Source organism: Klebsiella sp. R390 (assembly GCF_051131745.1).
GTDB lineage: Bacteria > Pseudomonadota > Gammaproteobacteria > Enterobacterales > Enterobacteriaceae > Klebsiella.
The window spans coordinates 4,278,919-4,292,236 of sequence record NZ_CP180445.1 but is presented as its reverse complement, the minus strand read 5'-3'; the positions used below and the strand labels follow the sequence as shown (position 1 = coordinate 4,292,236).

Annotated in this window: 11 protein-coding genes and 1 tRNA gene; 5 read left to right on the top strand and 7 right to left on the bottom strand. The window is 47.3% G+C overall.

All coding sequences use genetic code 11. The features are described 5' to 3' along the window. The first annotated feature begins 7 nt into the window (after positions 1-7). Complete coding sequence (gene yejM, locus ACMYSP_RS20175) at positions 8-1,768, top strand: LPS biosynthesis-modulating metalloenzyme YejM (RefSeq protein ID WP_434583812.1); 1,761 nt, start codon at positions 8-10, stop codon at positions 1,766-1,768. A 440-nt stretch (positions 1,769-2,208) separates the two neighbouring features. On the opposite strand, the gene ACMYSP_RS20170 is transcribed toward yejM, so the two are convergent. Beyond that, positions 2,209-2,592, bottom strand: a complete 384-nt coding sequence (locus tag ACMYSP_RS20170; RefSeq protein WP_434583811.1) for a hypothetical protein — start codon at positions 2,590-2,592, stop codon at positions 2,209-2,211. 156 nt (positions 2,593-2,748) lie between these two features. Continuing rightward, entirely contained in the window at positions 2,749-3,111 is a 363-nt protein-coding gene (locus ACMYSP_RS20165) for a hypothetical protein (protein ID WP_434583810.1), read from the bottom strand. Between the two features lie 936 nt (positions 3,112-4,047). On the opposite strand from ACMYSP_RS20165, the gene ACMYSP_RS20160 reads away from it, so the two are divergent. Further along, positions 4,048-5,031, top strand: a complete 984-nt coding sequence (locus tag ACMYSP_RS20160) for a tyrosine-type recombinase/integrase (protein WP_434583809.1) — start codon at positions 4,048-4,050, stop codon at positions 5,029-5,031. Here ACMYSP_RS20160 and ACMYSP_RS20155 read toward each other — a convergent pair. From ACMYSP_RS20155 to ACMYSP_RS20140, 4 genes are all read right to left on the bottom strand, one after another. After that, the gene (locus ACMYSP_RS20155) at positions 5,018-5,389 is read right to left on the bottom strand and encodes a hypothetical protein (RefSeq protein ID WP_182014555.1); all 372 of its coding nucleotides are present in this window, start codon (positions 5,387-5,389) and stop codon (positions 5,018-5,020) included. The genes ACMYSP_RS20160 and ACMYSP_RS20155 overlap by 14 nt on opposite strands. After that, on the bottom strand, positions 5,383-6,342 hold the full coding sequence (locus ACMYSP_RS20150) for a hypothetical protein (protein ID WP_434583808.1): 960 nt from the start codon (positions 6,340-6,342) through the stop codon (positions 5,383-5,385). The genes ACMYSP_RS20155 and ACMYSP_RS20150 overlap by 7 nt, the downstream gene beginning before the upstream one ends. Positions 6,343-6,647: 305 nt before the next feature. Beyond that, a complete protein-coding gene (locus ACMYSP_RS20145; RefSeq protein WP_434583807.1) occupies positions 6,648-6,959 on the bottom strand; it encodes an NUMOD4 domain-containing protein in 312 nt (103 codons plus the stop codon). Between the two features lie 984 nt (positions 6,960-7,943). Next, entirely contained in the window at positions 7,944-8,561 is a 618-nt protein-coding gene (locus tag ACMYSP_RS20140; RefSeq protein ID WP_182014553.1) for a recombinase family protein, read from the bottom strand. Positions 8,562-9,192: 631 nt separating this feature from the next. Here ACMYSP_RS20140 and ACMYSP_RS20135 point away from each other — a divergent pair. The 3 genes from ACMYSP_RS20135 to eco all read left to right on the top strand — a co-directional run bounded on the left by ACMYSP_RS20135 (position 9,193) and on the right by eco (position 11,391). Further along, positions 9,193-9,269 (top strand) — tRNA-Pro (locus ACMYSP_RS20135). A 301-nt stretch (positions 9,270-9,570) separates the two neighbouring features. Further along, positions 9,571-10,680, top strand: a complete 1,110-nt coding sequence (locus ACMYSP_RS20130) for an AI-2E family transporter (RefSeq protein WP_434583806.1) — start codon at positions 9,571-9,573, stop codon at positions 10,678-10,680. Positions 10,681-10,899: 219 nt separating this feature from the next. Continuing rightward, the gene (eco, locus tag ACMYSP_RS20125; RefSeq protein WP_434583805.1) at positions 10,900-11,391 is read left to right on the top strand and encodes a serine protease inhibitor ecotin; all 492 of its coding nucleotides are present in this window, start codon (positions 10,900-10,902) and stop codon (positions 11,389-11,391) included. A 47-nt stretch (positions 11,392-11,438) separates the two neighbouring features. On the opposite strand, the gene mqo is transcribed toward eco, so the two are convergent. Beyond that, positions 11,439-13,070 carry a malate dehydrogenase (quinone) gene (mqo, locus tag ACMYSP_RS20120; RefSeq protein WP_434583804.1) on the bottom strand — a complete coding sequence of 544 codons (1,632 nt, stop codon included), beginning with the start codon at positions 13,068-13,070 and terminating at the stop codon, positions 11,439-11,441. Between the last annotated feature and the right edge of the window lie 248 nt (positions 13,071-13,318).

The window sequence follows — 13,318 nt, the reverse complement described above, 5'->3', positions numbered from 1 at the left end:
AACTGATATGGTGACTCACCGTCAGCCCTACCGAGAAAAAATCTCCCAGATGGTCAGCTGGGGGCACTGGTTCGCCCTGTTCAACATGTTGTTGGCCATGGTGCTCGGCAGCCGCTATCTTTTTGTCGCCGACTGGCCAACGACGCTGGGTGGACGTATTTTCTCCTACGTCAGTCTCGTTGGTCACTTCAGTTTTCTGGTTTTCACCAGCTATGTACTGATTCTCTTCCCGCTGACCTTTATCGTCGTCTCTCAGCGATTAATGCGCTTCCTGTCGGCCATTCTGGCGACCATCGGTATGACGCTGTTGCTGATCGACAGCGAAGTCTTCACCCGTTTCCACCTGCATCTTAACCCTATTGTCTGGGAACTGGTCATTAACCCCGACCAGAATGAGATGGCGCGCGACTGGCAGCTGATGTTTATCAGCGTGCCCATTATCTTCTTGCTGGAGATGCTGTTTGCGACCTGGAGCTGGCAGAAGCTACGCAGCCTGACGCGCCGCCGTCGCTATGCCCGGCCTGTCGCCTGGCTGTTCTTTATTTCATTTATCAGCAGCCACCTGATTTATATCTGGGCGGATGCTAACTTCTACCGCCCGATCACCATGCAACGGGCCAACCTGCCGCTCTCCTATCCGATGACGGCCCGTCGTTTCCTTGAGAAACACGGTCTGCTTGATGCCCAGGATTACCAGCGGCGTCTGGTCGAGCAAGGGGCGCCGGAAGCGGTTTCCGTCGAATACCCGCTGAGCAGCCTGCGCTATCGCGACCTCGGCGCCGGCTATAACGTTCTGTTGATTACCGTCGATAACCTCAACTACTCACGGTATGAGAAAAACATGCCGGAACTGGCCAGTTTCGCCAAAGAGAGCGTCAACTTCACGCAGCATATGAGCTCCGGCAATACCACCGATAACGGCATTTTTGGTCTGTTCTATGGGATCTCGCCGGGCTATATGGATGGCGTACTGTCGGCCCGCATCCCGGCGGCGTTGATTACCGCCCTTAACCAACAAGGTTATCAGCTTGGATTGTTCTCCTCTGATGGCTTCAGCAGCCCGCTTTACCGCCAGGCACTGCTGTCTGATTTCTCCCTGCCGGTCGCTAAAGCCCAAAGTGATGAGCAGACGGCAAATCAGTGGATTGGCTGGCTGAACCGCTATGCCCAGGATGAGAATCGCTGGTTCTCATGGATTTCGCTGAATGGCACTACCCTTGAAAATAGCCAGCAGCAAAACTTTGTGCGTCGCTACAGCCGTGCCGCCGGCGATGTCGATAGCCAGATTGGCCGGGTGTTAAGCACCCTGCGCGAGAGTGGAAAACTGGACGATACGGTGGTGATCATCACCGCTGGCCACGGTATGCCGCTGAACCCACAGCACGGTCAGTTTGACTGGTCGCGGGAACAGTTGCAGGTACCGCTGGTGATCCATTGGCCGGGCATTCCGGCGCAGAGCATTGCGACGCTGACCGACAACAAAGATGTGATGACGACGCTGATGCAGCGCCTGCTGCACGTCTCCACGCCGGCCAATGAGTACTCACAGGGCGAAGACCTCTTTAGCCCGGCACGTCGTCGTGCCTGGGTCACGGCCGCCAACAGCGAGACGCTGGCCGTCACCTCGAACGACGTCACCGTAGTATTGAACCACAACGGTACCTACAGCACCTGGAACAGCGACGGTAAGAAGATTGACAACCGTAAGCCGCAGCTCAGCCTGCTGCTGCAGATACTCACCGATGAAAAACGCTTCATCGCTAACTGAGTAAGCATTGCGTATTAACCGCCCCTTCCCCGGTGATTATCCCGCCGGGGAAGGGAAATAAATAACCGCCAAAATAGTCCTCAGCGTTTTCCGCACCTCGCCAAAAAGCAAAAGGTGAGCCTACGCCCTCCCCCGATGGCTATTCTTATCTTTGCAAGATGTTCGCCGCCGCTTGCCAGCAATATAAAAAGAATACTTCCTGAACAGCGCGTGGGATAACCAACCCGCATAGAAAATAATAGCGATGCAGCCATATAGCCAAAAAGTAATAATAAGCGTGACTCCCTCATCACCAGATAATCAGCCAGTACATTGACTCCTGCCTGCTAGCAAACGGATAAGAATCATGGCCGTTATCCAGGATGATTATTCAACATCGCATTATCGTGTGGCGATAAATCACAGTGATAGCGAAACGTAATATGCCGCGATACCGTTGGTTACTTCACGCTGATGGCCGTAACGGTATCGGTTTTAGGATCCACGTTCATACGCAGCGTTTTCTGTTGCGATTCGTTCCAGAACGTTAACGCATTTTCATCGGACGGACGCCAGCCGGCGCTTTTAAGCATCCGGGTCGCCTGTGCCACCGACTTACCCGGTAAGGTCTGTTTAAGCGAGCGACTGTTTACGGCATCAGTCGGGTGATGGCTCGCGCTGGCGTTCTCGGCTTTGCTCTTATGGATGTCGCAGCCATTACCGTCGCTCACTTGCGTGCATCCGCTACGCTCCAACTGCTGGCGGTAATGCTCAGAGATCGCCGACGCCTGGAAAGCCGTCGCCAGCACCGCCGTCGCGAGGACCAAATGAATTTTCTTTTTCATGACATTTACCCTTTGCGTTTCATTTAAAAATTATCGTTATTATCGCGACACTGCCGCATGTAATGGTGTATGACCCGGTGCAATTGCGTGTGAGTGGCTAAAAACAGAATGTTTCAGGCACCTTCGCACCGTTAAATATATGCTCTGGCAGCACGACTATGAGTTTTTCTCAGCGATTTGATGCGTATACTGCAGACTACGGTGTAATGATTCCCACTGTTTTTTCAGCTGGGCATCGAAGTTTTCTTTCAGTTCCTCATAAGATGAGGCGCGCCACATACAATCAACTTGTGAAACATATTTATGTAACTCACGATCATAGTTTTTGATTGTGGCAACATACCTTTCAAGATCGTGTTCCAGTGAAAACAAATTCAGAGCGATATCGGAAAACGTTCGTTCGGCATGGTGATACTTCGCCTTTAAAATAACTTCCTTTTTACCTCCATGATATAAACCACAAAACATTAAAAATATAAGCATGCTAACGGTATACATACCCCACACTGGAATAAACATGTTTGTAACCTCGAACAGCCATTGATACTGACGCTCAATGTGTCTCTCTGGCCCTGCAGAACGCGATGACGTAAACCCGGGCTGGCAGACAAACTGACGATCAAATCATGGGAAAGCTGATGTGCCTGTACTTGTGCTACCTGCTTTTCGGTTGGTTTTTGTACTACACCCGCCCGACTCATTGAATCATGCTGACAGCACCGGCATTTGTAAACCCCGCTGACCTTTCTTGACATAATCAGCCTTAAGAAATGGTCATTCTGGCGAAACTATTTCATCCGTATTAATGAGCAGAGAAAAGGCATGAATTGTAAATATATAGTTATATATCAAATAATTATATTTTTATCATGCATCAACTCACGACCGCAAAATGGCCTCTGTTAACAGGGCTTTAATTGACATCAATATGATAATTAACACTGTAAAGAAACGTAAATATAAAGATGAATTAATAAAAAACACGCGAAAGTAATCGATTTCTACCTGATAATGACCAAGATAAGAAAGAAAACCAGATGGTAAACATCATCACGGACTAGCTCACAAGAACACTTTATTTTTGACGATAATTATTTCAGATATCTCCTGGGTACAGGCGGTAAAAACCGCGGTATGCCCACCACCAGAAGCCCGGAGAACCTGCAGCCAAAACGTAGGTGAACCGACGATTGCGTTGCCATCGCAAATAGCTCATTAGATAAGCAATTAAACCACCGACTGGCCGTATGCTGTTGACTGGCAAGCATAAGCACACTAGGATAGCTCCTGCTTTATAGCATCAATCTGTAGATATCGCGTCGGCACGTAGCGCAGCCTGGTAGCGCACCGTCATGGGGTTTTAACCCTATGAAGTCGTCGTAACATTTCTATCATAGTAATATCAAGTATCCGCACTGTTATGTCCCTAAGCACACCACTTTAGGAGCATAACTAATGCCAACTTTAAGAAAACTCCCTTCCGGTAAGTATCAAGCGATAGTCAGAAAACAAGGCTACCCTACTCAATACAAAACATTTGCTAAAAGAAGAGATGCTCTTACTTGGGCTATCAGCGCAGAGCAACGCCTACAAGACATAGAACTTATTGGCTCAGACAATGACTGGATGAAGCAAACCCTATCTGATGCCATAGATTTATATGTTAATGAAAAGGGTCAATTTCTTAAGTCTTACATGACCTCTGATAGATACAGAGCAGAGGCTCTAAGAAAAGCCCTAGGGGTTGTACATCTAGCAGACCTATCACCTTCGATGATTCAGGCTTATAAAGATAAACGCCTATCACTAGTTTCAGAAGGAACAGCCCGAGCTGACCTAGCTTATTTACAACGGGTGATTAACTTCTTGCGAAAAGATAAGCAAATGTCACTACCTGACTTATTCAGCCATGTAAGGCTTCCCGCTAATGGTAAACCTAGAGAGGCCATCCCTGACCGACAGCAACTTGAAAAGCTACTATCAATCATGCCAGAAGACACAAGGCCAGTAGCAGCCCTTGCAGCTGAAACAGGAATGAGAAGAGGCGAAATCCTTAGACTTATGGTAAAGGATGTAAACCTTTCTGGTAGATGTCTGAGAATTAATGAATCAAAGAATGGCTCATCAAGGGTCATTCCCTTGAGCACAAAGGCATGTCAGCTACTTGCAGAGGCACTGTCCAGATGCAGGGGCGGGGTTACGGCCAGATTGTTCCAGCTATCTCCTTACAGAGTTTCTCGCACATTCAGAGAAGCAGCTGATAGCATCGGTGGCTTTGACTGGGTTTTCCATTCTATGCGGCACTATGCTTGCACTCGCTTCTTTGAAATTGGCCTACAGGCAATAGAGGTAGCAGCGATTAGCGGGCATAAAGATATGAGAATGCTACAGCGTTATACCCACCTATCCCCTACTACCTTAGCCCTTAAGCTTGGGTAGCCCTGTTCCTGTTCTGTGTGCTCCAGTCAGCAATTCTGATATTAAAAGGGTGATTGTTATGTTTCACCCTATCTATATGATCAAAGCTTAACGCCTTATCTTTCCTGACGTCAGCCACCAGCTTAAAACCATGCACTAGGGCATAAACTATCTGATGTGCCATAAAGCGCTTACCTAATACGCTTACACGGTAATAACCCTTAGCTGTTCTGGTTCCTGCCATGTTACCAATTAGGCGCTGGTGACTCACTGAAGGTGCTTTAATCCAACGTAGGCCGCTTGGCAACTCTGGTGCTAATTTAAAGTGAGAGATGCAGTAATCCTGCACCTCTTGAGTTTTCAGCTTATTAATCACCATGATAAATATTCTTGAAGTTCATCATAAGTTGCAACACCATCACCGACTTTCTTAGTGATAACAGCCTTACGCTCACTCTCTTCAATAGATGCTTTAGCTTCATCACTTTTGAGTTGCTGCTGTAATTTAATATCTGATTCCATCATCTTATGATTTGTGAGTTTCGTTAGTGATTGCATGTTCATTACATGAATAGCTGAACGTACTGCATCATTAGGCGATGAATCAATGAGATTGAGCACATTATAAGAGGTTAAAGGCTGGCTATAATCCTGCAATTTACGTACTCGATTACCTTCTTCATCATATAACCATGCAGACCATGTAGCCATATACGGAATAGATAAATCAATTTTGGTTAGTTGCTCAAAGTTGGTTGATAGCTCTTCATCAGATAACACAAGCGCATGAGTAACTTTAATTAAATCACGATAGCCTTTAGCTTCTCTCAAAGCTGTAATAACCTTTAGTCGTCTTTCAGATGATGGTAATACAAGCTCATTCAACTTTTGAATATCTGTTGTATCCCGGAATTTATGAGAAGCTATTGCCTCAACTAACTTAGGCAACTCACAATACCGAACCATAAGCCAAATGATATTATTATCCACTACATCAGACAAAACTTTAGCTTTGTTGTAACCTTTCATAGAAGATAGCGTATTCCAGCAATCTATAATATATTGAGCAAAGCAGGTGTACCCCTTCAGTGATGGGAGGAAATCTTTGTCGTAACTACTCTTTCCTATCTTTTGAATCAGGTCTACTTCATTACGTAGCTTATTAAAAGAATCGTCTTCATAAGCCCACACCTCCAGAGGAAGCATGCTTGCTGCTGCTGTATAACTGTCTACATCCTTAAGATTGCCCTCAACTAATTGTTTCCGGTTAGTTGAAACAAGAAGTTTAATCATGCTGCTTGTAATAACAGTAGTGTTGCTCTTTGTAGTCATAGTGTATTTATACCTTATATTAGCGCCTTACCAGCCGCCCTCCATTATTACCCTCAACCTGCCATACACTGGCGGTAACAAGGAACTGGAAGACGCTGATATAAAGCGGTTGAGTTATGGCATTGGCGATGCCGTCTAGTTAATCTGTATCGTCTCGTGTGACTTCGAATGTCTTATACTCATCTAAACTATCTGTAAGTATCGAAGATGCGTAATCATCGTTATCATTACCCTCTGCAAGCTGCCTAATGTTATTTAGGTTTAACTCACCTTTTGCTTTTAGAGGATGGGTACAACCTGAAAATTTACGCATTCATAGATACTGGGGAATCTTGATTTACAACGAATACAATATTATCTGCATGGTAACCAAGTGATGCGCACTTAAGCTTAGTAAATTTATAACCCTTAGGATTATCAACAAAAGCAGCGCCAATAAGCCCTGTTAGTGTTTTGGTAGTTTGACCACCTTCTGGCCTACTTAGTTTTACTGATAAAGTTTTTCGGATATTGTAATGAGTTTTTAATACTTTATTACGCTTAAGGTCATATACCTTTCCATCCTCACTTACCATGTATCTCCCAGCAAACCCAGGAATTAAAGCCTTTTTAATCATCTGAAACCTCCGTTTTGTTTATGTATATCTATTGTGTAACTTAATTGCTTACAGGGGTTTTAAATAATGGAGTCTTTATTACTACCAGATATATTTCCCTTTTCTCTCTTAAAGAGAAAAGAGAGAGAGAGCTATATAGAGCTTCTTAAGATTGCTAGTAGCTACTGTACTTACTAAAGCTACTGTACTTACTAAAGCTTATTGAGATTGCTTCTATTGTGTAACTTAACTCAACAGCAAAGTAATTCATTGATTTATATGATTTATTTTAATTTATGTAAATGAGAATAAATCTCAACAAGGAGGGATTTGTCTCTTACAGGAGACAAGCTATCTGGGGAAGCCCCCATCACACTCACCTGATTGGTCGAATAACCCAACCAGCCAGATTAGATATGATTACCTTCTCTTATTACGTAACTTTATTGAGCAATAATGGTGCTGCTACGCGAAATCTAGGAAAACTGGTGAGGCTTACCATTGCAGAAATCAAACAGGAGCGCCTGTAAAAGCCCGTCAGTCACATCATATTACTGAGAGATACCATTGCACCGGATAGAACAAAGTCAGCCATACACAGCTACAGGAGCAGAGAATTATCCGCTTGAGCACTCGTAAGCCTTTAAAAGCGGTAAGGAAAACAGACAGATACATATGAATGCATATTCATTTATCTTGACTAAATAATCACTATAGTGAATAGATATATAGCCACCTGTTTCAAGCAAAATAAATTATCTGGGTAACCGAGTTGCTGTGAGAAATTAGGCGCTAAATCAGCCACGAGCGGCTTTAGTTAGAACTATCTGTGTGTTGCACTGGCTTTAAGTGTGAACCGCTAAGAATAGCTCCTGTTAGCCCTCAGCAATCTGATTCCCTACCAGCACATCAATTGTTCGAGTGCGAACGATTGAAAAATAATGGGAGTCAATAAAGACTCCCATAATCCCGCAACTTAGGCAGGTAACTTGAAGATGCTGTAAATCAGTCTGAAGGGGCTGATAGGATTGTGTTAATAGTAGTTCTGGCAGCTCCTGTGAGCCTATGAATCTCACTCTTGTTCTTACCTGCTGCATACAGGGCTTTCACCTGCTCGTGGAGCTTATGATTAACCTGACGCCCCTTGTAAGCGCCTGACTCTTTAGCTGCTTTAATGCCCTCAGCCTGACGGCGCTTTCTATCCTCATAATCCTTGCGAGCTATAGCAGCCAGCATATCTAACATCATGCCGTTGACTGCATCCAACATGCGGCTGGTGAACTCATCACCTGTCTGAATAAGCATATGTGATGTAGGCAAATCTAAGGCAACAACACGTATCCCCTTAGCTTGTATTGTTCCTCTGAGCTTCTGCCAGTCCTCAGAGTTTAAGCGGCTTAAGCGGTCTACCTGCTCCACCAGCAGAATATCACCCTCTTGAGCAACTTCCAGAAGACGGAACAACTCAGGACGTTTGAGGCTTGCCCCGCTTTCATTCTCTATAAACGCAGTAGAGACCTTTAAGCCTTTATCAGCGGCGAAAGCGTAAACAGCCTCAGAAGCACGATTAGCATCTTGTTCTTTGGTAGAAGCTCGAAGGTAAGCGTATACACGGGTAGTCATTGTCTATCATCCCATAAACGTAAGTGTAGCGTTTGAATGTAGGATAATAAGATGTAGCATTAGGGTTGTCAATAAGCTTAAACGCTACACAGAACAGACAGTATTAACATGTAGCGCTAAAGCATACCTATAAACTACAAGCCATCATCATACCTAAACATAGGAAAGACAGCTTCGTGCTACTTAACATCATTGCTACTAACCAACCAGCAGAGCGCCCGAGTTTCTACTTGCTTGCATTACTACTCACCTAGCTTATCTATTCCCTGAGTATGCAGATAGGACGCCAGCCATATAAATAATCGCAATAAATAGTACCTACAAGCTTCCTGCTAGCTCTTGTCAGCTACCCCGATGGGGGACGTCGCAGACGCAGGCAGGCAGGAGCTGTGCTACTTGCGTAACCTATTTTCAACTCCTAGCCCACTTGCTGCCTTACTTGCACCACCTATTTCTAACTCCTAGGGACTGCTGCAACCACATCTACATAACTTATTGAATGTAATCATATGACTTGATAGCTCATTAGATGAGCAGTCAGACACTTAGCCGCTTGTTGTATGTTGACGGGCAAGCACAAGCACACTAGGATAGCTCCAACATAACAGTGTAAATCTGTTAGAAATCAAGTCGGCACGTAGCGCAGCCTGGTAGCGCACCGTCATGGGGTGTCGGGGGTCGGAGGTTCAAATCCTCTCGTGCCGACCAAATTCTCAGATAAGTCAAAGGGTTAATCGAAAGGTTAGCCCTTTTTCTTTATCTGTACTCTGCGTTACTCACGCACGACAGACAAGTCACTTCCTGCCTTTTTGAGTTTTCAAACTTTTCATCCTGTTGGCCAGATAACTATCGCCCAGATATTCACTACCGGTGCCCTGTCCTGATACCGATGATGCCCGCAGACCCGCCGTCTCCTGTCTGGTGTCGAAGAAATGGCGACTTTACCGATTGTAAATCGAGGAATAACTTCTATTATTCCTCGTACTTGCCTGCCATCTGGATGATTACTATGAGAGTAAATGGGCTTACGAAAGGATTTTTTATCCTGATTTTGCTTGTGGTTAGCCTCGCCTTTTTTGATGTTCTTTCACCCTATTACTCGGCTATCTTATGGGCCGCGATCCTGTCAGTTATTTTCAACCCGGTTAAAAACAAGATACGCAGCCGCCTCGGTGAACGCAACGGTCTGGCATCGTTGCTGACCGTCGCCATCATTTGCCTGATTGTCTTTACCCCGCTGGCGATCATCATCTCCTCGCTGGCGATCGAGCTAAACGTGGTGTACACCAAACTTCAGCATAATGACACCCAGTTTCCGACCGTCGTGGCAAACCTGATTGCTCATCTACCAGGGTGGGCCAGAAGTTTCCTCTCCGAGCATAACCTCGACAGCGCCCAGCAGATACAGAGCCAACTCTCCGACGCTGTCCTTAAAGGGGGGCAGTATCTCGCCGGCAGCGCATTTTTGATTGGTAAAGGGACCTTCGGCTTTACCGTTAGCTTCGGTATTATGCTGTACCTGATGTTTTTCCTGCTCAAAGATGGCCCCTATCTGGTCCTGACGATCCTTGAAGCGCTGCCGCTGTCTAACTACGTTAAGCATCATCTGTTTGCCAAGTTTGCCGCCGTATCACGGGCAACCGTCAAGGGAACCGCCGCGGTCGCGCTTGCTCAGGGCATCCTGGGCGGTTTTGCTTTTTATGTCGCGGGTATCGACGGCAGCATTTTGTGGGGAGCGATCATGGCGTTCCTGTCACTGATTCCGGCCGTTGGCTCCGCCATCGTCTGGGTGCCCGCGGCTATTTTCCTGTTCGCCACCGACCAGCTGTGGCAAGGCCTCTTCATTGTCGGTTTCTTCGTGATTGTCATCGGCCTGGTCGACAATATTCTGCGCCCGCTGTTGGTGGGCAAAGACACTAAAATGCCGGACTACCTGATCCTGATAGCCACCCTCGGCGGCATGGAAATTTATGGTATTAATGGTTTTGTCATTGGCCCGCTGATCGCCGCCCTGTTTATCGCCTGCTGGAACCTGCTGTCAGGCCGTGAGCATGCCGGCAACACCGATGAGCTTGATGAAGAGTTTATCGAAGAAGGGAAAATCAGCCGGGAGGAGTAATCCCGGGGGGAGGTTTAGCCTCCCCCGGTGAACCTAAAAGCGGTGCTCAGCAGATTACATCGAACACCTGACCAACAAACAGAAACTACATTCAGAAAAATCCTACAAACCAGTACATATAACTACGTAGAATTAAAATATTGGTAAATAATTCTTACCAGTCAGCAAAAGAGTGCTAGTCTTCTGCCGTTAAAACTCGATGATAAAGGATCATGAATCGTGAAAAAAATCTCTACACTTGCCGTTTCCCTGCTGGCTATCGCCTGTGTGTCTACCGGTGCGCTGGCCGCTGAGCAGCCTCTGGAAAAGGTTGCGCCGTACCCGAAAGCAGAACAAGGCATGAAGCGCCAGGTGATTCAGCTGCCGCAGCAGGCAGACGAATCGGCATATAAAGTTGAGCTGATGATTGGTCAGACTCTGGAAGTTGACTGCAACCGCCATCGTCTGGGTGGTCATCTGGAAAGCAAAACGCTGGAAGGCTGGGGCTACGATTACTACGTATTTGATAAAGTGACCTCACCAATTTCGACGATGATGGCCTGCCCTGACGGCAAAAAAGAGAAGAAATTTGTCGCTGCCGGATTAGGCGATGCTGCAATGCTGCGTTACAACAGCAAGCTGCCGATTGTGGTTTATACCCCGGCGAACGTTGAAGTGAAATACCGGATCTGGAAAGCAGAAGAAACAACCGGTAATGCCGTCGAGCGCTAAGCTCGGGCACTAAAAGCCCGGCAGCAGGCGCCGCCGGGTTGCTTTTCTTAGAGGGCGATATCTGCCATCGGCTTATCACCAGACAGCGGTTTCAGCGTTGCTTCTGGCACCTCGTCGGCTGCCGTCACTGGCTCATAGTGCAGCTGTAACACTTCACTGGTCCATGCCAGCGCCTGCTCAATTGCCGCGGGATTGCCATCCAGACGCATACCGTAGGAGGGAACAATCTCTTTCAGCTTAGCCTGCCAGGCCGCCGACTGGACCTTCTCTTTAAAGACCGTCTCCATCAGCTGCAGCATGATCGGCGCCGCGGTAGATGCACCAGGCGATGCCCCCAGCAGAGCAGCAACGGTACCATCATCATCGCTGACCACTTCGGTGCCCAGGCGCAGTACGCCCTTCTTGCCGTTACGTTTGATAATCTGCACGCGTTGACCCGCCTGCCACAAACGCCAGTCCTCTTTGCGCGCTTCGGGATAGTATTCACGCAGCGCTTCGTGGCGATCGTTATCTTTCTGCATCACCTGGCTAATCAGGTATTTCACCAGATCGAAGTTATCCAGACCGACATTCAGCATCGGCAGAATATTCGAGGTATTGGTTGATGCCAGCAGATCCCACAGCGAACCGTTTTTCAGGAAGCGGGTTGAGAAGGTGGCGAACGGTCCAAACAACACGACGCGCTTACCATCAATAATACGGGTATCAATATGCGGCACCGACATAGGCGGCGCCCCGACTTCTGCCTGACCATAGACTTTAGCCAGATGGTGGTTAACCACTTCCGGATTTTCGCAGACCAGGAACTGGCCGCCCACCGGGAAGCCGGCGTACTCTTTCGCCTGAGGAATACCGGTTTCCTGCAGCAGCGTCAGCGCTGCACCGCCGGCACCGATAAAGATAAATTTGGCTTTAATGACCCGCTTTTGACGGCGATTGTCGGCATCCGCCAGCGTCACCGTCCAGCTCTTATCGGCGTTGCGCTTAAAGCGGCGCACAACGGTGCCCAGCTGCAAGGAGAAGTTATCGTGCGTCTGCAGCCCGGCAATCAGCTGGCGGGTGATTTCCCCGTAGTTAACGTCGGTACCGACTTCAGTGCGGGTGGCGGCCACTTTTTGCTGCGGATCGCGCCCTTCCATCACCAGCGGTGCCCAGGCTTTAACCTGTTGATGATCTTCAGAATAGCGAATACCGCGGAACAGTTCGCTCTGCTGCAGCGCCGCGTAACGCGCGCGCAGGAAATTGACATTGTCTTCGCCCCACACAAAGCTCATGTGCGGCACGCTGTTAATAAATGATTTCGGCTTACTGAGTATGCCGCGGGTCACCTGGTGCGCCCAAAACTGACGAGAAATATGGAAGGATTCGTTGATATCGACCGCTTTGTCGATGTTAATCCCACTGGCTGTTTGTGGCGTGTAGTTCAGCTCCATCAGCGCCGCATGACCTGTACCCGCATTATTCCAGCCGTTCGAGCTCTCTTCAGCGACGCTGGACATCTGCTCGACCATGGTAATAGACCAGTCCGGCTCAAGCTCCTGCAGCCAGGTTCCCAACGTGGCGCTCATGATGCCGCCGCCAATCAACAGTACATCCGTCTCTTGCTCATGGCGGGTGTTGGTCCGAGGTGTATTCGAACCAACCGCCGGTGAGCTGGGTACGGCCATCTTTCTTTTCATCGGATTTGAGCCTTACTTTACTCGCTTTTATAATTAGCGCAGGTGAAACGATTTCGTGAATCAAGGTAACACCGAAGATCAAAAATTTAAATATTGTTTAAAATTTAAGTTGAGTTTTGAGATCTGTTATAAAAATGTTTAATAAATGTGTACGTTAAATCATATTTTGTACTGGTATAAGTGACGCGCCCGCGCTATCATCCCCTGTTTTGTGACAGACCGCACACAAGCCCAGGCTTGTGCCGCCG